17 protein-coding genes and 2 tRNA genes are annotated in these 19,726 nt (G+C 52.9%); 12 read left to right on the forward strand and 7 right to left on the reverse strand.

What is annotated here, in order from left to right; genetic code table 11:
• Positions 1-8 precede the first annotated feature (8 nt).
• From KO486_RS12010 to KO486_RS12030, 5 genes are all read left to right on the forward strand, one after another.
• On the forward strand, positions 9-1,295 hold the full coding sequence (locus tag KO486_RS12010) for a homoserine dehydrogenase (protein WP_216037459.1): 1,287 nt from the start codon (positions 9-11) through the stop codon (positions 1,293-1,295).
• A 31-nt stretch (positions 1,296-1,326) separates the two neighbouring features.
• Positions 1,327-2,547: an MFS transporter gene (locus KO486_RS12015; protein ID WP_216037460.1), complete on the forward strand. Its 1,221-nt coding sequence runs from the start codon at positions 1,327-1,329 to the stop codon at positions 2,545-2,547.
• A gap of 81 nt (positions 2,548-2,628) precedes the next feature.
• Entirely contained in the window at positions 2,629-3,588 is a 960-nt protein-coding gene (gene glpX / locus KO486_RS12020) for a class II fructose-bisphosphatase (protein WP_216037461.1), read from the forward strand.
• 137 nt (positions 3,589-3,725) lie between these two features.
• Complete coding sequence (gene recJ / locus KO486_RS12025; protein WP_216037462.1) at positions 3,726-5,492, forward strand: single-stranded-DNA-specific exonuclease RecJ; 1,767 nt, start codon at positions 3,726-3,728, stop codon at positions 5,490-5,492.
• A gap of 77 nt (positions 5,493-5,569) precedes the next feature.
• Positions 5,570-5,644, forward strand: a tRNA-Glu gene (locus KO486_RS12030).
• A gap of 79 nt (positions 5,645-5,723) precedes the next feature.
• On the opposite strand, the gene KO486_RS12035 is transcribed toward KO486_RS12030, so the two are convergent.
• Both KO486_RS12035 and KO486_RS12040 read right to left on the reverse strand, forming a co-directional pair.
• Positions 5,724-6,755 carry a tyrosine-type recombinase/integrase gene (locus KO486_RS12035; protein ID WP_216037463.1) on the reverse strand — a complete coding sequence of 344 codons (1,032 nt, stop codon included), beginning with the start codon at positions 6,753-6,755 and terminating at the stop codon, positions 5,724-5,726.
• Positions 6,756-7,002: 247 nt separating this feature from the next.
• A complete protein-coding gene (locus tag KO486_RS12040) occupies positions 7,003-7,665 on the reverse strand; it encodes a hypothetical protein (protein WP_216037464.1) in 663 nt (220 codons plus the stop codon).
• Positions 7,666-8,013: 348 nt separating this feature from the next.
• Between KO486_RS12040 and KO486_RS12045 the strand changes: the two genes are divergently transcribed.
• Positions 8,014-8,568: a hypothetical protein gene (locus KO486_RS12045; RefSeq protein ID WP_216037465.1), complete on the forward strand. Its 555-nt coding sequence runs from the start codon at positions 8,014-8,016 to the stop codon at positions 8,566-8,568.
• 202 nt (positions 8,569-8,770) lie between these two features.
• Here the strand turns inward: KO486_RS12045 and KO486_RS12050 are convergent, their stop codons facing one another.
• A complete protein-coding gene (locus KO486_RS12050) occupies positions 8,771-9,514 on the reverse strand; it encodes a metallophosphoesterase family protein (RefSeq protein ID WP_216037466.1) in 744 nt (247 codons plus the stop codon).
• Positions 9,515-9,857: 343 nt separating this feature from the next.
• Between KO486_RS12050 and KO486_RS12055 the strand changes: the two genes are divergently transcribed.
• Positions 9,858-10,136 carry a hypothetical protein gene (locus KO486_RS12055; RefSeq protein WP_216037467.1) on the forward strand — a complete coding sequence of 93 codons (279 nt, stop codon included), beginning with the start codon at positions 9,858-9,860 and terminating at the stop codon, positions 10,134-10,136.
• Between the two features lie 285 nt (positions 10,137-10,421).
• Positions 10,422-11,534, forward strand: coding sequence for a plasmid recombination protein (locus KO486_RS12060; protein WP_216037468.1), 1,113 nt, complete (start codon positions 10,422-10,424; stop codon positions 11,532-11,534).
• Between the two features lie 362 nt (positions 11,535-11,896).
• Here the strand turns inward: KO486_RS12060 and KO486_RS12065 are convergent, their stop codons facing one another.
• Positions 11,897-12,976 carry a DNA cytosine methyltransferase gene (locus KO486_RS12065; RefSeq protein WP_216037469.1) on the reverse strand — a complete coding sequence of 360 codons (1,080 nt, stop codon included), beginning with the start codon at positions 12,974-12,976 and terminating at the stop codon, positions 11,897-11,899.
• 102 nt (positions 12,977-13,078) lie between these two features.
• Between KO486_RS12065 and KO486_RS12070 the strand changes: the two genes are divergently transcribed.
• On the forward strand, positions 13,079-14,476 hold the full coding sequence (locus KO486_RS12070) for an ATP-binding protein (protein ID WP_216037470.1): 1,398 nt from the start codon (positions 13,079-13,081) through the stop codon (positions 14,474-14,476).
• Positions 14,476-15,456: an O-methyltransferase gene (locus tag KO486_RS12075; RefSeq protein WP_354667495.1), complete on the forward strand. Its 981-nt coding sequence runs from the start codon at positions 14,476-14,478 to the stop codon at positions 15,454-15,456. Before KO486_RS12070 ends, KO486_RS12075 begins: the two co-directional genes overlap by 1 nt.
• A 165-nt stretch (positions 15,457-15,621) precedes the next feature.
• On the opposite strand, the gene KO486_RS12080 is transcribed toward KO486_RS12075, so the two are convergent.
• The 3 genes from KO486_RS12080 to KO486_RS12090 all read right to left on the reverse strand — a co-directional run bounded on the left by KO486_RS12080 (position 15,622) and on the right by KO486_RS12090 (position 17,741).
• Positions 15,622-15,699: transfer RNA gene (locus tag KO486_RS12080), tRNA-Ile, on the reverse strand.
• Between the two features lie 57 nt (positions 15,700-15,756).
• On the reverse strand, positions 15,757-15,990 hold the full coding sequence (locus tag KO486_RS12085; RefSeq protein ID WP_216037472.1) for a hypothetical protein: 234 nt from the start codon (positions 15,988-15,990) through the stop codon (positions 15,757-15,759).
• Positions 15,991-16,037: 47 nt separating this feature from the next.
• Positions 16,038-17,741: a protein rep gene (locus KO486_RS12090; protein ID WP_216037473.1), complete on the reverse strand. Its 1,704-nt coding sequence runs from the start codon at positions 17,739-17,741 to the stop codon at positions 16,038-16,040.
• Positions 17,742-18,092: 351 nt separating this feature from the next.
• Here KO486_RS12090 and KO486_RS12095 point away from each other — a divergent pair, with 351 nt between their 5' ends.
• Entirely contained in the window at positions 18,093-18,746 is a 654-nt protein-coding gene (locus KO486_RS12095) for a lysoplasmalogenase (RefSeq protein WP_216037474.1), read from the forward strand.
• Positions 18,747-18,846: 100 nt separating this feature from the next.
• Complete coding sequence (locus KO486_RS12100; protein ID WP_216037475.1) at positions 18,847-19,665, forward strand: bifunctional allantoicase/(S)-ureidoglycine aminohydrolase; 819 nt, start codon at positions 18,847-18,849, stop codon at positions 19,663-19,665.
• Positions 19,666-19,726 lie beyond the last annotated feature (61 nt).

Genomic DNA, 19,726 nt, shown 5'->3' on the forward strand with positions numbered 1-19,726 from the left:
CGCCCGTTATGACCACTCCTCTTCGTCTTGGTATCGCTGGCCTTGGAACTGTTGGCGTGGGTGTTGTGCGTATCATTCGCCAGCACGCAGCCCTGCTTGAGGCACGAACTGGGCGCTCCATTGCGATTTCAGCCGTGTCCGCGCGATCAAAAGACAAAGACCGCGGTGTGCCGCTGACTGATTACGCATGGGAAGACGACCCCGTCGCACTGGCAAAACGTGATGACGTTGATGTCTTTGTTGAACTCATGGGCGGCGACGAAGGCCCTGCCAAAGACGCCACAGAAGCGGCGATCGCGGCAGGCAAAGATGTGGTCACTGCAAACAAAGCCATGCTCGCCCACCACGGTCAGGCCTTGGCCGAAGCCGCCGAAGCCGCTGGCAAAGTCATTCGCTACGAAGCCGCCGTCGCTGGCGGCATCCCCGTGATGAAAGCCCTGACCGAAGGTCTGGCGGGCAATGACATCAGCCGTGTTATGGGTGTGATGAACGGCACCTGTAACTACATCCTCACCCAGATGCAGGCGACCCGTCAGGGCTACAATGCGCTTTTTGATGAGGCCGACAAGCTCGGCTACCTCGAAGCAGACCCAAATCTGGATGTTGGCGGTATTGATGCTGGCCACAAACTGGCGCTGTTGTCTTCGGTTGCGTTTGGCACACAAGTTGATTTCGATGCGGTCGAACTTGAAGGCATTCAGGCGATCACCCTTGAGGACATCGACGCGGCCCACGACATGGGGTTCCGTATCAAACTGCTTGGTGTAGCCCAGATGACGGGCCGCGGCCTTGAACAACGGATGTCTCCATGTCTCGTTCCAGCAAGCTCGCCTCTAGGGCAACTTGAAGGCGGCACCAATATGGTGGTTATCGAAGGCGACAGCGTAGGCCAAATCGTATTGCGCGGTGCAGGCGCGGGCGAAGGCCCAACCGCCAGTGCTGTGATGTCTGATGTCATTGATATCGCACGTGGCTTGCGTCTGGCGACCTTTGGCCAACCGGCCACAACCCTTCGTAAGGCGCGCCCTGCGAAAGCAGCCGTTCCCGCGCCCTACTATCTGCGCTTCCAGCTCGTCGACAAACCCGGTGCGCTTGCGAAAGTGGCTGCGGTCTTGGGCGATGCCGGTGTCTCTATCGATCGGATGCGCCAATACGGCCATGCCGACACGGCAGCGCCTGTGTTGATCGTCACCCACAAAGTCACCCGCACAGCCTTGGACGAAGCCCTTAGCGCAATGGACAAATCCGTTGTGCAAGGTGACCCCGTCGCCATTCGCATCGAAGAAGTCGAATAGCGTTACCCGCAATTGCTGCTAGTGTGAGGGCATGAAGACCGCCCTCACCCGCAATATCACGCTCTATCGCTGGTCACGTTTCTTGCGCAGCTTGACCTTTTGGCAAGCCGTTTGGTTTCTGTATTTTCAAGACATCCTGTCGGGCGCTCAAGCGATATTGCTTTATGCCGTCTATGACGTTGCGACGACGCTGCTGGAGGTCCCGTCTGGCTACATGTCGGATCGGTTGGGGCGCCGTTTTACTCTGATCGCCAGCGCCTGCGCGGCAGTTACAGGCACCGCTTTACTGGCGATAGGCGACAGTTTTGTGGTTTTCGCTTTGGGGCAGGTCTTGATTGGTATGGGCGCTGCTTTTGCAAGCGGCACGGATGAAGCCATGCTTTACGAAAGTCTGGCCGCGATTGACCGCGCCGACGAGGTTGAGACCCAAGAAGTGATCGCGTGGCGGTATTCTTTCATTGCCCTCGCCGTGTCTGCGGTCACCGGCGGCGTATTGGCGTTGATCTCGCCCGCTTTACCGTTCGGAGCCAGCGCAGTCGCGCTGCTGGGCCTGATCTGGGTCACGTTGCGATTTGTTGAGCCACCGCGCGAAACGGCCATGGCTGAAGGCGCGGAGCTGCTGCGTGTGTCCCATCTGGGCGCGAACTTTCGTAATCCAGTCCTGCTATGGTTCTTTGCACTCACCGTGCTGATGTATGGGTTCAGCCATTTGCCATTTGTGTTTGGCCAACCGTTTATCCTTGCGACACTCAATGACATCGGGTTCGCAGCATCCGCGCCGTTGGTCAGCGGGGTCATCACTGCCTTAATGATGGGCATTTCCGTCATTGCGTCGTTGTTCGCCCTGCGTCTGCGCCGTGCGTTCGGCCTACCCCTTCTCTTGTTGGCGGCCTTTGGCCTACAAATCGCGATATCCGGCGTCATGGCTTTGACCGAAAGTGCGATCGTGTTGGTGTTCTTAATGCTGCGCATGGTGCCCGATGCCTTATCGCGCCCGTTCATTTTGGGTCGCATTCAACCCCTGCTGAGCGATGACAGTCGTGCAACTTGGCTGTCTCTCAAAAGTTTCGTGGGGAGATTAGCCTTTGCATCCGCTTTATGGATCGGTGCGATCAATGCAAACGACGTAGGGCAACTGCCCTATGCGGACATTCGAGCCATCCTCAGCGTGGCTGTGTTGATCGGCCTAATCGCCCTGACTGGCCTCGCGATGTCGGCACGCAGGATCGAAATTGAGGCGCCAGAGAAATAGCCGCCAGGTGTTAGCGCTCACAGTGTTGCATCTGCCTAAGGCAACCCGATAAGCCGACAGGAACAAACAAAGGATCTTTTCATGCCAATTGCTGATTTTAATGACCGTATGCTTTCCCTTGGCCTTGCCCGTGTTTCCGAGGCCGCGGCCTTGGCCAGCGCGACCCTCATCGGGCGCGGTGACGAAAAAGCCGCCGACCAAGCGGCAGTTAACGCCATGCGCGAGCAGCTCAACAAGCTCGACATTGCGGGCGTGGTTGTCATCGGCGAAGGCGAACGCGACGAAGCACCGATGTTGTTCATCGGCGAAGAAGTCGGATCAGGCAAAGGCCCGGGTGTTGATATTGCGCTGGACCCGCTGGAAGGCACGACACTCACAGCAAAAGACATGCCAAACGCATTGACCGTGATCGCCATGGGCCCGCGCGGATCGATGTTGCACGCACCTGACGTCTATATGGACAAACTGGCAATTGGCCCGGGCTTTCGCGACGGCGTCGTGACCATGGACATGTCCCCAAGCGAGCGTGTTTCAGCACTTGCAGCGGCTAAAGGGTGTTCGACCGATGATATTACAGTCTGCGTTTTGGAACGCCCCCGCCACGAAGCGATGATCGCCGAACTGCGCGGCACTGGCGCTGCCATTCGCCTGATCACAGACGGAGACGTTGCTGGCGTAATGCACTGCGCTGAATCTGCCACGACAGGTATCGACATGTACATGGGCAGCGGCGGCGCACCCGAAGGCGTTCTGGCGGCTGCGGCACTGAAATGCATGGGCGGGCAGATGTTTGGCAAACTCTTGTTCCGCAATGACGATGAACGTGGTCGCGCAACGAAGGCTGGCATCACCAACTTTGACCGAGTCTACACTCGTGATGACATGGTGACGTCTGACGTGATTTTTGCAGCTACGGGCGTGACTGATGGATCCCTATTGCAGGGCATCAAACGCGAGCCAGGTTTCTTGACGGCCGAAACGATCCTGATGCGATCCAAAACGGGTTCCGTGCGCCGCATGACATATCGCAACCCTGTTTAAGATCTGACGATCTGCGCTTGCAGCGGGCGGGTGGCCCGAAATTCTACGAATTTCGGGCAGCCTTCGGCGAGGATACTTAAGAACCAAAGAAGATGGGACGTGGCGAATCTGGCAACAGGAGCTTAGGATTGGCTGCGATGAATGATAGCCCAAGTACCCCCCGCGCATTTCTTGATGTTTCCGAGTCCAGCTCTGGGCGCTGTTGGGTTGGCCCCAGCGTCGAAGATGACCGTTTGGCCGAAGCCATGGTGCAGGACACTGGCCTGCCTTTGCCTGTTTGCCGCACACTAGTGCGGCGTGGAGTGCCCTCGACCGAGGCGGCTGCATTCTTGGCTCCGACCTTACGCGACTTGATGCCGGACCCACGATCCATGAAGGACATGGAACCCGCTGCGGCACGGATTGTAGCAGCGGCTCAGGCCCGCCAGAGAATTGCGATCTTTGCAGATTATGACGTTGATGGTGGCACGTCTGCCGCATTGTTGATCGACTGGTTACGCGGGTTTGACCTGCGCCCGACGCTTTATGTCCCAGACCGGATCGACGAGGGGTATGGCCCCAACGATGAGGCAATGGCCGCCCTCGCCAAAGACAACGACCTTATTATTTGCGTCGATTGCGGCACGCTGTCTCATGGCCCGATTGAGGCCGCCAAGGGCGCCGACGTCCTTGTTCTCGATCACCACTTAGGTGGGGAAACCCTGCCCGATGCGTTGGCCGTGGTGAACCCGAACAGACAAGATGAAAGCGGCGATCTGGCCCATCTTTGTGCCGCTGGTGTTGTGTTCCTCGCGCTGGTAGAAGCAAACCGTCAGCTACGTGAGGCCGGGAAGAAGACACCCGACCTGATGTCACTTCTGGACCTGGTTGCGCTCGGCACTGTGGCGGACGTTGCACCGCTTGTCGGGGTAAACCGTGCCTTTGTGCGTCAGGGACTTACGGTGATGGCGCGACGTCAAAGGGTCGGCATAACGGCACTGGCAGACGTGGCACGAATGGACACAGCCCCCAGTTCTTATCACCTTGGGTTCTTGCTTGGGCCCCGCGTTAACGCAGGCGGTCGCATTGGCAAGGCGGACCTTGGCGCGCGCCTGTTGGCCACGACGGATCCTCGCGAAGCCCAAGCCATGGCAGACAGGTTGGACCAGCTCAACACGGAGCGCCGCGACATCGAATCAGCCGTTCGTGACATGGCCCTTGAGCAGATCGAGACTCGCGGCAAAACTGGGCCCCTTGTTTGGGCTGCCGGAGAAGGCTGGCACCCCGGTGTTGTCGGCATTGTTGCTTCGCGCCTGAAGGAAGCGACCAACCGCCCCGCGATTGTGATCGGCATGGATGGGGACGAAGGTAAGGGGTCTGGCCGATCTGTTACGGGTATCGACCTTGGGGCTGCGATTCAGCGTTGTGCCGCTGAGGGGCTTTTGATCAAGGGCGGCGGGCATAAAATGGCCGCCGGACTGACCGTGGCGCGCGATAAACTTGATGCCGCGATGGAGCGCCTGTCGGAACTGCTTGGTAAACAGGGGGCTGGCGATATCGGGCCAGCTGACCTCAAGGTGGATGGGTTGCTCATGCCCGGTGCCGCAACGGTGGAACTTATCGAGCAAATCGAACAAGCAGGGCCTTTTGGCGCCGGAGCAGCCGCCCCGCGCTTTGTCTTTCCCGACTGCACCATCAATTTCACCAAGGTTGTTGGCGCGAACCACTTGAAGGTGACTTTTGGGGACGGAATTTCCGCACGCATCGATGCGATCGCCTTTGGTGCGATGGATGGTCCCATAGGCCCAATGCTACAAGGCCATAACGGCGCACGGTTCCACCTTGCGGGTCGTTTGGAAATCAACACATGGCAGGGCCGACAGAGCCCACAACTGCGTCTGGAAGACGCTGCACCAGCCTCGTGAAATTTTCTGCAATTTAATGCAAAGAAACTACTTGCGTGTCTGAAGAGGTTTCCCTAAATACGCCCTCACCAACGAGCGGTCCCTTCGTCTATCGGTTAGGACGCCAGGTTTTCAACCTGGAAAGAGGGGTTCGATTCCCCTAGGGACTGCCATTGGTGCTTTCAACATATTGAGTTTCCTTATCTTTCTTTTCTGGGTGTCCAACCACCTAGTAAGGTTGGACATTGCTTGTTAATTTTCAGTACTTGATAGCTTCGCCATTCCGCTCGCGGCCATCTTAGCTCGGTTCGCCGTAACAACGTATTCTGCAGCCTGACTCGTATCCGAATGAGCCAGGTAAGATGCGATTTCCCATTCCGTAGCCCCGTGCTCAGCGAGCCTGGTCGCGCCGGCTTTACGGAGGCCATGGGAGTTTGCACTCGGAATATTTAAGCCCGCTTCAACTGTCCGAGCTTTAAACCAGTTGCCATAACTTTCAGCTTTGTAAGCACGTCCGCCGGAATGCGTCAGAAACAGGAACTGATCTCGCGAGACTAGGTCTAGCTCCTTCTGCAAATCTGGAAGGATCGGCAACGTGGTTGCTACGGTCGTTTTTCCACGCGCATAGCTGATTGTGCTATTCTTGACGTTCCCCCAACCCAATCGGACCAAGTCCTGTCGAGCGGCACCGGTATTCAGCGCCAACTCCAACGCGAGTCGTGGTTTGGTCCCGCTTGAGTGTTTTCTACGAAAAACAGCAATGTCCTCATCAGACCAGGTATAAAAACCGAGACTGTTTTCTTTACGCTTTACGGCACGGCGGGCAGGGTTGATTTCGAGCCCAAACCCTTCATCAATTGCGAAGTTGAAAAGACGACTGCAGTTCTTTTTGACCTTGTTGGCCGCCGCAGGCCCCTCCTTTCGCTTCATGACTGCTTCGATATGGCGCTTTTCAAATGATTTGAAAGGCAGACCACCAACTGCTTTCATCAACCAGTCCAGCTCTCCTCTCAGAACCTTCTTCGACGAGTCAGCTAAGTTGCCATATTTAATTGACATCAAGTACTGCTCGCACAGCCAATTCATGGTGCCAGGCTCAGCTCTCAATTTCTTTTCGTTGGCAATGCCCGCAACAGCATTTTCATATGCCTTGCGAAATTCAACGGATCCGTAGTCTCCATGTAAGTAGCACGAGTGTGTTTTCCGGCGGTAACGCCATCGTACTTTGCCGTGCCTATCTGTGACTCGCGTCACGCCGGGGAACGGGTTCTTACGCTTTCTCATGCGATCAACCGATCGCATGGGTTATAGGCTTGAACCTCATCCGCCTCTGGTAAGCAAAACAATGCGTCGTCCAAGTCGTTTCGAAGCCATACCTTGACACCCTCCCCCAACACACGCGGTTGAGGAAAAACACCGTTCTCCACCATCTTAACGAAATAAGTCGCGCTGACGCCGCAATATACGGCTGCATCAGCACGCCGAAGCGCGGCTGGGATTGCTCTTAGCTGTTGTAAATTCTTTGTCATCGTCATGTCCGCAAAATCTGCCCCAAACCTACGATAGTTTGGTGTGTGATAGTAAATTCCCTCCGGAGATCACCGGGTGGATCAAATTTTTCAGAAGTTCCGTATATGATTGTTTCCAACAAATCGTCGCAACCAATGCTAACTTCGGCAGAAGGCTCCGGTCCGGTCAACCTGACCGACAATTCCCATGTCCCTTCACTCCGAAGCCCGTTGATTGAACTATCAGGTCGTCGGTCGCCTACAGCTTTCTCCAGCGCGCCAGATTGAGCAGAAAAAATCAGTGCATCAATCATATCGACCAATGAATGATCAAGACTCAAGTTGTTGATTGCCGGCAGTCCCATCCCGGCTGCGGTAGCTGGTTCACGATAGTCAAATACCGTTACCATAGACCGGCCGTGACGTACTGAGTTGCGTTGAACACGACTTGTGAGGACACTGTATTTCTTAAAGGATTCAGCAGCACTTTTTGCAGGTCCACCGCTTGCAATAGCGATCAGCAGATTTGCAGCATCGTGAGAGTCCATCATGGCGGCAGAGCTGCCTCTTCCGACCTTTTTCCGAAGCCCCGCTTCAGAAAGCGAACGGTCGAAAGCCCGGACAAAGACATCCGTCTCGCCCAAGACGTTAGCCATGCACTTCACAAGATCACCTGGATTCGCCATGTTCGCTCCTTTTCTCCATTTGATATAAAAGCAAATGGGAGGAGGTGCAACCCCATTAGATTCTAAATCATTCTTGCTGGTTCACAATTTGGAGCCAAGGGTCAGCGATCAGGACGCGTTCATCTGTGCTCGCTCCGTGAGGCTGGCAACCAGGATGTCCGAGCCGCAGGCGGTAAGGTGAATACAGGGAGGGCGGAAACCGGACGTTCGCCGCAGTTGCGAAGTATTAGCTCACCGTGTGAGAAAGCAGACGTTCGGCAACACGTGGCACTTTCCACCGCAGCGACAGTCGGCTGTGAGCCCACACCGGCCATTGACGTATGTGACAATACGCATCACTGTTTCCCTATGAAGTCTTTTAGTTTGCCGCTTACATTGTCGACCTGCGCCTTGGCTGTGTCAATTCTCATAGCTGGAGAAGCTCGCTCAGAAAACCACGCGTCGGTTGAGATTGAAATTGTAGGTTTCGTTGATGAAAGTCGTATCGCTCTCGTAGAGGAACTTTATGACAGATTTCTAGCTGGTCCCATTCCATTGAGGGATGATCAAGCCTCTGCTGGTCTAAGTGTTGCCGAGGGCGTCATTTTCTATATGGGGCCAGAAATAGTTGAGAACGGTCGGTTTGTTCCTCCCGAAGGAGTGTTTATCTCGCCTCAACAACTCGAGGTGATGAGTGAGAAGCGTTTCACCGATGGTATGTGCCGCGTCGAGAACCTGACATTCCTCCGAGACGGGCGTCGACTGGTATTACTGGTCGACGATAGCAATACTCCTCCACCGTTAGAATTGACGCATTGCGTTCTTATTGCATTCGCAAGTGCGTTAGGTGCCGAAACCCACCTAATCAATGAACTATCAGTCAGCGAACTCTCGGTTTTAGTTGATGGCTTGAAGAGGCGCTAACGGCGGCTTCGTCCGCACTTTAACTGTTCATGCGCGGTGCAGCGAAAGGCACTTGATCCTGAACCAGCCGTTAGTGGATCACGCGGCGAAGGTGTCAGGAGAGCCCAGAGTACCCGATGCTGCGTATGGCACCAATGTCGGCTTACGTCTTGAATACTTAGGTTCTCCAAGCGTGTGGCCAATATTTGGTGCATTGAGAAGATTACTCTTCAAACCAACCAGTTTGCAAAGCTCGTGCCCAATCGCGCCGTTCGTTTAAGAGAGCGCAATCACTGGCTTGCTTGGCATCGTAGAGAACAGAACGGAAAGTGACGTTCCATTCACCATGGTGCCTTTCTAGCAACGCATAAGAAGCGTTCGGTGTGCCCGTCTGCATATAATGGTAGACGGGCATGTCATCGTCGTACGCCGGACATCCAACACTGCCGGGGTTCACGATAACACGACCATCCGGCAAACGAACGCATCGCGGAATGTGAGTGTGCGCGCACAGGATGAGGCTCGCGTCCACGCCATCTGCCTCCGCCTTCACTTCCGCCAAGCTTGCTGGACGTACAACTCCATTATTTTCCACTCGTTCAAGCCAATAGGTCGAGTCGCTTCTTGGGGTTGCATGGCACAAGAAGACGTCGTCAAAGACAGTCCGCGTTGTTGGAAGATCAGCTATCCATTGCAGGTGTTGTTCCGACAATTGATCTAGGGCCACTCGGTCCGAAGGCCCCATATTAGTTGGGTCTTGTTCGATGAGGTATCTGTCATGATTACCTCGAACCGATGCAAAATCACGCTCCATTAGAATAGACGCAGTCTTTGCAGCGTCGATGGGCCCACTAAAGAAATCTCCAAGATTCACAGCATCTGTAACCCCAAGAGCATCCATGTCCTGAAGCACTGCCTCGAGGGCAAATGAGTTTCCGTGTATATCAGCTAAAACTGCAAACTTCATCTTTAGATATCCATATCCACCACCGTCACGGCTAAAGCTTAAAACACGAGTAAGCAGACGTTAAGGCCGGAGCAGAAAACGGTCACTTCGTCCCGCTTTGCGGCCATCCATGTGCGTAAAATGCTGCAAGAGCCTGTCAATGTCCGCTTTAGAGAAGCCGCGCCGCAATAACCGAACCTACGGCGAATGTCCGCTAAGGGCCGTGAGTGCTCAAGAAAACCACGGTCACGAGTTTTTCAGATCACTGTTCTATTGTCGATAAGCGCGGAAAAATGCTGTGGCGGTATTGATTTACAAAAACGGCCTCATATTGAATCAGTACAACAACAGAAAGTGACAACAAATGTACGACATTGATGCCGAAGAAATGGCAAACGAAAAACGCCAAGATGAATTAATGCTAACGTTCGAGCATGACATGCAAAAGATGCGCGATTTGGCGGGGCAAAACACGGGTGTGTCCGGTATCTGCGCGAGTATCGTTGCATGCGTAGAGAATAAGGCCGGAACATTCGAGACGTCAGACCTGCGTACGCTCGATCGGCAAAATCGTGCAATCGCTCTGCGCTTGATTGAAGTGATGTGTACGCCATCGATGGTCCCAGACAGCTTCAGATTGTAATAGATAAAGGCGGAGCGAAGGCCCCGCCAGGGCACAGGGGTTTGGGGAGTGTGAACGACGCCCAACACTTCACGTGAGTGATCGCCAGACAGGCTCCCCAGACGGGGCCTCCATGGAATGGCCGAACGATGAGTTGTTTAGTTTTGCTCGCAAAACCGATTTGTGGCCCCATTGGGTCAAATCGCAACTCTATAGTCAGTCCACTATAGAGTAATGATTTCCAGATTTCTGAAAGTTATGAAGTAGCATTTCGCACTTTCACAGCTTGCGCGTATCTAATGGTCTATGGGACCACAGTTCGCACATATGCAGGCATTCAGCATCAAGCCTAACCGTCAGGGTAACAGCATCGAACAAGTGCTGGCTGAAGCCATTCGTGAAGCCAAATTTTCCACTCACATCGACGATCCAAAGCCACCCACCATAATTTATGGTGTTGACCTTCCAACGCTGAAAACCCTGCATGATGAGATGCTCGACCAGCGAAAGGTCGAAGTAAAGATAAAGGGCAAAGTACGTTATCGAGCGATCAGAAAAGACCGGAATACGTTGATGACAGTGATCTCTTCCTTCCCAGTCCGCATTGCTGACCTCGACAAAGATGGGACCGGTGAGACACGCCGGTTGTATGAGAAATGGAAGAAACTCAACACCAATCATTTGAAAAATCTTTTCGGGGACAAACTCAAAACCGTTATCGAACACACCGACGAGGAATACCCCCACCTGCACGCATACATTCTTCCAGACGATGACCCAGGAGCATTTGCAAATGCGCTCCACCCTGGGGAAGTCGCCAAAGCTGATGCTGCCAAGAAAGCCAAATCCGAGGGCCTGACAGGCGAAGCGATCAACAAGGTTGCCAACAAAGGCTATCAGGCGGCTATGAGCGGTTGGCAGGATGACTTCTATGAAGCTGTCGGCGCTCCATGTGCCTTGACCCGTGATGGCCCTAAAAGAACCCGTAAAACGCGTGCGAGGTGGCAAGCTGAGAAGATCGCGGCAAGAGCCACCGCTGATGTCATTGAAAAGAACCAGACTGAGACAAAGGCACTGGAATTGGAAGCCCGCGCTTTACGCACTCAGTCTGATACTCTCGATGATGCCGAAGATGAGAACGAGGCTGCTCGCAAGGAAATTGAGGAAGATCGCGCAATCATCGCGAGAGATCGCCAGAAATTGAATGAGGATCGCAAAAGGCTGAATGCAGACCGTGCCAAATTCAAAAAGACAATCGACAAGGTGAAAGATGGAATTCAGCGCATCTTCGATGTGGTGGCCGATAAGCTTGGTGTATCAATTGCGGGGGTTCCAAGAGTACTTGAGGCCATGAAAATCCTCATCGACGCTGCTGATGATCTGGACGCAGTCGAGCCGGATGATGAGCCCAGCTTATAACAAGCCCTTCGCGGGATCGTCATATGCAGCCCAAACTGCTCCGAAGAGATCGGCAGCACCATCAACCCTGCAGATTTAGAGGAGATGATCATTTATCAAAAAGGCCATCCAAAACTTTTGCACATTGCTGAAACCGCGCTCTCAGCAATGTGCTTTCGATCCGTCGTAACAGTGCTCGCTAGCGCTGCGCCCTATTACCGCCGTTCGACCGGGACACCCGGACCCGTGCCCAAAGAAGCGGCCGCAGAAGGGTAAGTGGGGATGTCAGTGAAAGTAGACGTTTGCTATACATTGTCTGACGTCAGCGCCTAAGTGATCCGCCTTTCCGCATTTATGTTTTGCTGATCAAGTCGCTCGCGCTCTCATCCAGGAACCCCAAGTGAGCGTGCAATCGAAGTCAGGATCGCCTCAGCAAACAAAGGATTCACACTATTTCCAATCATCCGATGCGAGTGCCATTTAGTGGGGTGGAAGTCGAACCAATCAGGAAACCCCTGAATCCTTGCTGCTTCACGCACCGAGACCACACGTGGGGACACATGATGGATCGGGCGAGCGGATTGAAAAGAACCTTTATCAACACCTGTTCCAGCACGTAACGTCCGAGCAGGTTCGTTGGGGTTTAATCGAAAAAACCGGCTTACCTTCTCCGTTTTACCTTGTGGAGTGGCTGAGAACCGACTCTCTACTTCTGGCGAATGCTTCGTCGCCTCAAAGCCGCTTACACGACAATCAGAGTGTGCGTTAAGTTTGCAAGCGTCACCCAAATCTACAGACCTGCGATTGATGAACCTCACATATGGACTATCAACCAGCCCAACTTCGGCGACATCTGTAGTTCCCGGCTCTGGTAAACCCTCCAATGCTTGGCTCACTGTCGCAGGGGCACGTCGGTTTTTATTGATCATTCCAAATGAAATTGGATCAACATCAGTCGGATCGTAGCCGATCACCAGAACACGTTTTCTACGCGTCGCCGCTCCGAAATCTGCTGCATCCAAAACAGAAGGCGTCAGAACAACATAACTGCTTGGCACCCGTTGCAGAGCTCGTTCGAGTAGCTGAAAACTAGACTTGCTGAGCAGCCCAGGAACATTTTCCATCATGAAAGCTCGAGGCTTCAGATCAGATACAATTTGGAAAAACCGATCAAGAAGGTCATTTCTTGGATCACTTTGATTTCGTTTACCTATGTAGCTAAAACCTTGACATGGCGGTCCGCCAATCACAAGGTCTGGCCTACCGCTATAGAGCGAGTTGATCGCTGCGGAATCAACTTTTGACAGGTCAAGCTTGGCAGTTTTACAGTGTGGGAAATTCTTTGAGTGAGCGGCAGCAGCATGATCATCCAGTTCGACAGCCAAATTTGGCGACAAGCCGGCTCGGGCAGCACCAAGTGAGAGGCCGCCACAGCCAGCAAAGAGATCGATTACAGTTACCATAGTTACTCCTTAGAATATATAGTCAGAAGTGTCGATCGGAAAACATCAGACGACACCTAGGAAGAACATGAATTTCACTCTCCGACATTTAAGGGCGGGCCAATGACAATAAGAACAATCGAAGCAGGGCCATCAAAAAGATTTTTCGTCGAGATGTTACCGCGTGATATCAGCCTAGAATATGCGGTCCTAGACCTAATCGACAACAGCCTTGATGGAGCAATTCGTCAGCGGATTGATGACATCCGACTTCGTCGCGGCGAGCCCTATAAAGGTCTGCATTGCAAACTCAGCTTTTCCGAAACTGAATTTCAGATCACGGATAACTGTGGTGGCATACCCGCTGATAGGATCGACGCAGCCCTGAAGCTAGGTAGAGATGACCCAAATATTGACAACGACAAGCCGACGATTGGTATGTACGGCATCGGAATGAAGCGATCAATTTTCAAGATTAGCGCTGACTCAACCGTTGTTTCGAAGAGCGACACGATCACGACCCGTGTTAACTATGATGAAACGTGGATGAACCCTGAAAACCCTGACTGGACGCTAGACCTGGAAGAAACGCCACCGGATGGCGGCGAGCTCGGCGTCACTATTTCCGCAAATAAGCTCTGGCCAAATATCTCGAGAACGTTCGCGTCCCAAAGCTTCTTTGACGACCTCACGAGAAAGATCTCGAGATACTACGCATATGTAATTGCAAAAGGTTTTAAGATCTTTGTTAACGACAAAGAAATACCGGCATTGCCAGTAGAATTTAAACTCGATGATGCAGTGATTTCACCTTTTTACTACGAAGCGGTTGCAGAAAAGGTCAACGTCAAAGTCATTGTTGGATTGTTCCGGAAGTTGACCAAAGAAGATGAACGGGAAGAAGCCATATCCTCAAATGACGGTTTAGAAGCAGGAGACCTTAAGGCTGGGATTACCGTCGTTTGCAATGACCGTGTGATCACATATGCAGACACCTCATCAGTGACTGGCTGGGGGATGGGGAATGTTCCAAGATACCACCCACAGTTTCGATCAATCACCGGCATAATAATCTTCGAGTCCGACGATGCTAGAACGCTTCCCGTATCCACAACCAAGGGGGCTTTAGATTTAGATGACCGTGCCTACGTCGTTGGACTTAACGCTGCTATGGAGGGAATAAAGACACATACAGATTACACGAACCGAACCAAAGGCCGCGAGAGCGCGACCGATACGCCAATTCAATCAGCCCCTAAACTCTCCATCGCGCAAGTAACCCAATCACTTAGCTCTTCTGCTAGAGCAGTTCGACATTCAAACGGTAAGGCAAGAAAGGTTGTTCCCACCCTTCCAGAGATTAAGCGCACAGCCCCGATAGGCCGAATAGCTTTCAGCAGAGATAAGGCAGAGATCGAACGTGTAGCAGAGCTGCTTGGTCTCAGCACCAGCGAAAAGCCCGGAGTAGTCGGTGAACAAGTTTGGACTGACTTGGCCCGAAAGCTTGGAGTTATAGACTGATGCCAAGCAATTATACGACCCGACCGAACAAACATGTCGACAGGGAGCTCTTCGTCGATTTGGTTGGCTGTACAGTTTCAAATACTCAAATTGAGAGGTGTGCATACATTTCGATGGGTGGGCCGCAGATGACCGATCACATTGCTATGTATAGGCGCAACGGGATATCGAAGCTTTACTCGTTTGACTTGGAAAGCAACATTGTACTTCGACAACAGTTCAACGCTCCCACACAGAACACACAATGTAAAACTCATACTGCCGCTGAGCTACCAGCAAAACTTAATGACATAGGTCACGACCTAGATATTGATCAGTTTATTGTTTGGTTTGACTTCACTGGAGCCAGGGAACGCGGATCTCAGCTCGCCGATTTTCAAGCCCTTCTACAGGCACTTTCACCTGGAGATATCGCGCGGGTCGCGCTGGATGCATCCCTCCCTTCAGAAAAATTAAAAGCTGAATTGTCTAAGGAAATCCAGGATCATCATTTTCCAGCAATGAATGCTCTCCTGGGACGAGAATTCGGAAACTTCCATCCAGAGAATTTCACATTAACGTCGCAAAATGACATGTCTAAGTATTTGTCTGCCTGTATTCAGCATCTTTGTGATCGAGCTACCGAATTGCACCCAAGTGGACAAATTTCTTATCGCCCAATGCTGCAGACCTACTATGCAGATAGTTCGCCGATGTTTACAGTGACAATTCTCATTCAAAACGCACAAGGTGAACCCGCAGCCCCGAATGGTTTTTGTTATTTGGCCACTGATTGGAACGACATCGAGAACCTAGAAGTTCCCGAACTCACAGCTCGAGAAAAGTCCTACTTGGATCGCCTGCTCGATCGTGATGCTGCAGGTTTGACAGGTGAGTTAGGATATGAAATCGCGCGCGCCGCACAGATGTCACGACAATGGGACTCGTTTAAAAAGTTTCACCGCTTTTTACCTCAGTTTCAGCACGTCGAATTAAAGTAGTTTCGTTTGCCCAAAGCAACCAACGTATCTTTCGCCCGGCTAAAATTTGCGGCTATTATCCAGGTTGGCGAGGTCGTCGCGTGGACGTTTTAGCGCGCATTCGTACAAGTCTGCGCGTGACTGGGAAAAGATTGCCATGTGGCACCTGAGATTATGAAATGAAATTGGTAGGAATGGCGGGATTTGAACCCGCGCTGACGACACTTATAAGGTGCCCGCTCTTACCACCTGAGCTACACTCCCGCTTACATACAGCGGAAGCTTGATATTCGCGCTTTGCGCAGAAAGTGTTTTCTCACGTCAGTCATCACCCTGCACCCTTGCATCACGATCGCGCGCCTCGTCAAGCAATCGAGTCCGTTCTTTGTGATCTCTGATGAGTTCTTCAGCGTAAGCCTGCATAGCTGATTCAAGTTCTGGTGTCAGATTCGGTTGCATCTTCGGCGGCTGTGGTGGCAGTTTTGGCCCGATGAAATTCCGTTGTTCTTCCATCATTTCATCAAGCGTTTGCATGCGTACATCTCCATCAATCATTTGCGACGAACTTACCCCCCATCCCGGTAGCCCAAGATAGCTTTTGACTACCAAGGCTCAACCACACACTCGTCTTCCTCAAATTCAGCATCGTCAGCATGAATACGAAGTCTTCGTTCCTGCTCATCTAGCCGCTCATTTTGCGCATCCACCCACTCTCGCACGTCCATGCGATCCCAGCCGCTTCCGTATTGCAATGCATACTCGGACCAGTTTGCGACACGCTCTCTAGTTAAATCAATCAGCTCAAGCCCCCGAGGCGCAGCCTCGATTGGATTTGCGGGAACATAATCCAAAGGCATATCAAACGGCAGCCGTCGAAGCCTCATCTTAATACTCCGAAGAATATCTCGCCGTGGCAGTGAAATACCGTTTTGCTGCAACGTTTGAATTATGAGTTCTTGGTCGACAAACAGTGACCCCGGCGCGTACGCGCTCTTGACCGCGAGATCCAGAACGCCCCATGCCTTTCGCTTATCAATGATGTTCGCAAAGCTATCCGGAAGATTAAACAATCGTTCAACCGGCGGAACAATGCCCCGAACGGGCTTAAGCACGATGCCTCTCGTAACTTTAACTACTTTTCGGCCCATCATTGCGCTCATGTAGATTTGCCACCTCGCTCCGTGGATATACCTATCCCGGGCCGACACATTCGGTTCAGCTGCCAAAAATAGGTGTGTCATTGGCGTGATGCTTGCGGAGCTCTTGGTCCGCACTTTTTGCCCTGAACCGACGACTTCCGAAATGAGGGAGGGTGTAACCGCATAGCGTACAGACCTCGCTAGAGAGTCCATTTGTTCTGGCCCAACACCCCGCTTAGGTGCAGCTGCGACCAACTTAACGTCTTGGCCAGTACGATCGCATCGCAACCCCACATCAGCGCACGCACGCATCCATGCCCGGACAAAATCTTCGGCGACGCCACGCGTGTCTTCATGCGTTGTCGGCACCATCAGAACAGCATGCGTGTGATTGTGAAATCCATTCTGCAGGGAATCTGTAGCATCCAAACCTGCAACATAAGAGACCGGACGCTTGCCCTGGCGATTATGGCGTTTCTTCAATCTATCTGTTGCTTTTCTCCAGGCTAAGGACTGCAGATCTAGTAAAACCTTACAGTCATCATCACGCTGGTGATGCGAAGTTACTGTCACCAAAAAAATGTCATGACTTTCTACTGGATCAAAGCCCTCACCGGGATCAGCGCGGTACAAGTGCCCCTTTTCTCGTTTAGCTTCAGCTCGCTCTTCGAAATACGAAACCGGATGTAGGAACTTTCGAAGTTGGGGTTGAAGCACCTCCGCTCGTTCCGCAGCTCTCTGTGGGGCGCAGACTGGGCACAAAGATGGGCTCTTGCATTTCAAAGAGGTGTTGGATGTTACGACTTCTCCGTCGAAGGTCCGACCTGTCACCTGGATTTCTTTCGCTTCCCAGACACGGATATGCGAAGAGCTTGGGCCATTTTTTGGTGGCGCGATGGTGCGACATACTTTTCCAAGACCACACCTACTGATGCTTCTTGCACCAAGCTCATACGCAAGCTTTCGATTCATACTGCGTGCGCGATACTGATCGTCACATGCATTTTCTTCATTTTTTTCAAGTACTTCTTTATTCCGGTGCAATTGTTCCTTTTGGTCAAGGCACCCAGACGAGAGGTCAGTACTTAATTTTGATGAAAACGAACGCGGATGCGCAGATGCGTTTCGTGAAACGCTTTGGTTTTCTTTATTTTGGTTGAGGTTCATGACCGTTCTTTCATTGAACGGCGAACTGCATTCAGCTATTGTTCCAGATGATCTGAACCAAGCGGACTGCATCCGCCGGTTGCGATTTCAGCCCCCCTTACGCATTCGATTGGACCCGGACGGCGTAAGGAGGGTTGCTCAGTTCAGATTTGCTGGAATTCAGATTTTGTTGCGTACACGCACGTCAGCATTGCCCGGCAAAGCCGGTTGGACATGCCTTCAAATTCTGTAACGATATCAACGAGGGTCTTTTGACGGGTTGGACAAATTAAGCCATTGAAACTAAAGGAGACACGGACTCCCCTAGGGACTGCCATTGGTGTTTTCCGGAAAATTAGATAAGTATCCCCCATGCATATCTTGCTGATCTTGGGCGTTGTTTCGCTTTTGTCTGCGCTCACCTATGGGGCGCATTTCGTTCATGTACCTGTGGGTGCGGTGCGCAGTGGCGTCAAAATTCCTGCCGTCGGGGCGTTGGCCGTCATAAGCCTTTTGTCACAGGCCCCGATTGCACTGACCCTTGCGCTCGCGTTTGGAACGCTTGGCGATCTGTTCTTGTCTCGTCATGGTGAGCGTAACTTCCTACTCGGCCTTATCGCATTTTTGATCGGTCATTTGGCCTATGTTGTATTGCTTTGGCAGTTGGGCGGCGGGATCGCACCGCTTTTTGCTGAACCTTGGCGGCTTCTTGCGAGTGCGGCCTTGGTTGCGAGCGCAGCAACAATCGTCTGGCGTCTCCTGCCCCATCTTGGCGCCTTGCGCGGCCCCGTGCTGGTCTATTCGGGGGTTATCATCCTGATGGGCCTGTCAGCCCTCGGCCTGCCTGTGTCGTGGCCGTTGGGTCTGGCAATCATCGGTGCGCTTTTCTTTATCGCATCTGACGCGATTCTCGGGTTTGAATTGTTTGTTTTCCATGGCGTTCAGCGGCGCGGCGCAGCGATGCTGCTCTGGGCTCTTTATTGGGGTGGGCAAAGCCTGATTTTGCTCGCGGTGCTTTGGGTCTAATCCAACGCTACGCCGCGCCCGCGTATTATCAATCTTTTCAAACGAGTGTTGTGGTGTGTTTGGGCCTTGGCCGCAGCCAATGGGGCCTTATCTTAGAGATATGACAAAACCCACATATTATGCACCAAGCGGCGGCCACCCGCCGCAGACACAGCTATTGACCGACCGCGCGACGTTTACTGAAAGTTACGCAGTCATCCCAAAAGGCACGATGCGCGACATCGTGACCAGCAACCTGCCGTTCTGGGACAAAACGCGCGCTTGGATTTTGGCACGCCCCCTGTCCGGTTTTGCCGAAACATTCAGCCAGTATATCGTCGAAGTTGCACCAGGCGGTGGCTCCGACACCCCCGACACAGACAACGAGGCGCAGGCAGTCTTGTTTGTTGTCGAAGGTGGCGCGACGCTTACGATTGATGGCACCAGCCATACCCTCAGCGAGGGTAGCTACGCCTATATCCCCGTCACGGCGCAGTGGTCGTTCAAGAACGACACCGACACGGCCTGCCGGTTCCATTGGATTCGCAAGGCCTATGAATGGGTGGATGGTATCGACGCCCCCCCTGCTCTTGTGACCAATGACGCCGACGTCGAACCCAACTACATGCCAGACACCAACGAGGCATGGGGGACGTCGCGGTTCGTGGACCCGTCAGATATGCGCCATGACATGGCCGTTACGATTGTCACCTTTCAACCCGGTGGCGTGATCCCGTTCTTGGAAACCCACGTCATGGAACACGGGCTTTATGTGTTGCAGGGCAAGGCTGTCTATAATCTCAACAACGACTGGGTCGAAGTTGAGGCTGGCGATTTCATGTGGCTACGCGCCTTCTGCCCGCAGGCCTGCTATACGGGCGGCCCCGGTCCGTTCCGATATTTACTGTATAAAGACGTGAACCGTCACCCCGGGCTTTAGAGCAATCAGCTGTCCGCGACCGCCCAAGCGAACGCATCAACCTATTTGCGCAGATGTTCAC

The organism is Octadecabacter sp. B2R22 (assembly GCF_018861045.1).
Taxonomy (GTDB): domain Bacteria; phylum Pseudomonadota; class Alphaproteobacteria; order Rhodobacterales; family Rhodobacteraceae; genus Octadecabacter.

Bases quoted from the DNA above. Each gene is read 5' to 3' on its own strand.
- KO486_RS12010 (WP_216037459.1), top strand. From the start codon at position 9: ATGACCACTCCTCTTCGTCTTGGTATCGCTGGCCTTGGAACTGTTGGC.
- KO486_RS12015 (WP_216037460.1), top strand. From the start codon at position 1,327: ATGAAGACCGCCCTCACCCGCAATATCACGCTCTATCGCTGGTCACGT.
- glpX (WP_216037461.1), top strand. From the start codon at position 2,629: ATGCCAATTGCTGATTTTAATGACCGTATGCTTTCCCTTGGCCTTGCC.
- recJ (WP_216037462.1), top strand. From the start codon at position 3,726: ATGAATGATAGCCCAAGTACCCCCCGCGCATTTCTTGATGTTTCCGAG.
- KO486_RS12035 (WP_216037463.1), bottom strand. From the start codon at position 6,755: ATGAGAAAGCGTAAGAACCCGTTCCCCGGCGTGACGCGAGTCACAGAT.
- KO486_RS12040 (WP_216037464.1), bottom strand. From the start codon at position 7,665: ATGGCGAATCCAGGTGATCTTGTGAAGTGCATGGCTAACGTCTTGGGC.
- KO486_RS12045 (WP_216037465.1), top strand. From the start codon at position 8,014: ATGAAGTCTTTTAGTTTGCCGCTTACATTGTCGACCTGCGCCTTGGCT.
- KO486_RS12050 (WP_216037466.1), bottom strand. From the start codon at position 9,514: ATGAAGTTTGCAGTTTTAGCTGATATACACGGAAACTCATTTGCCCTC.
- KO486_RS12055 (WP_216037467.1), top strand. From the start codon at position 9,858: ATGTACGACATTGATGCCGAAGAAATGGCAAACGAAAAACGCCAAGAT.
- KO486_RS12060 (WP_216037468.1), top strand. From the start codon at position 10,422: ATGGGACCACAGTTCGCACATATGCAGGCATTCAGCATCAAGCCTAAC.
- KO486_RS12065 (WP_216037469.1), bottom strand. From the start codon at position 12,976: ATGGTAACTGTAATCGATCTCTTTGCTGGCTGTGGCGGCCTCTCACTT.
- KO486_RS12070 (WP_216037470.1), top strand. From the start codon at position 13,079: ATGACAATAAGAACAATCGAAGCAGGGCCATCAAAAAGATTTTTCGTC.
- KO486_RS12075 (WP_354667495.1), top strand. From the start codon at position 14,476: ATGCCAAGCAATTATACGACCCGACCGAACAAACATGTCGACAGGGAG.
- KO486_RS12085 (WP_216037472.1), bottom strand. From the start codon at position 15,990: ATGATTGATGGAGATGTACGCATGCAAACGCTTGATGAAATGATGGAA.
- KO486_RS12090 (WP_216037473.1), bottom strand. From the start codon at position 17,741: ATGAACCTCAACCAAAATAAAGAAAACCAAAGCGTTTCACGAAACGCA.
- KO486_RS12095 (WP_216037474.1), top strand. From the start codon at position 18,093: ATGCATATCTTGCTGATCTTGGGCGTTGTTTCGCTTTTGTCTGCGCTC.
- KO486_RS12100 (WP_216037475.1), top strand. From the start codon at position 18,847: ATGACAAAACCCACATATTATGCACCAAGCGGCGGCCACCCGCCGCAG.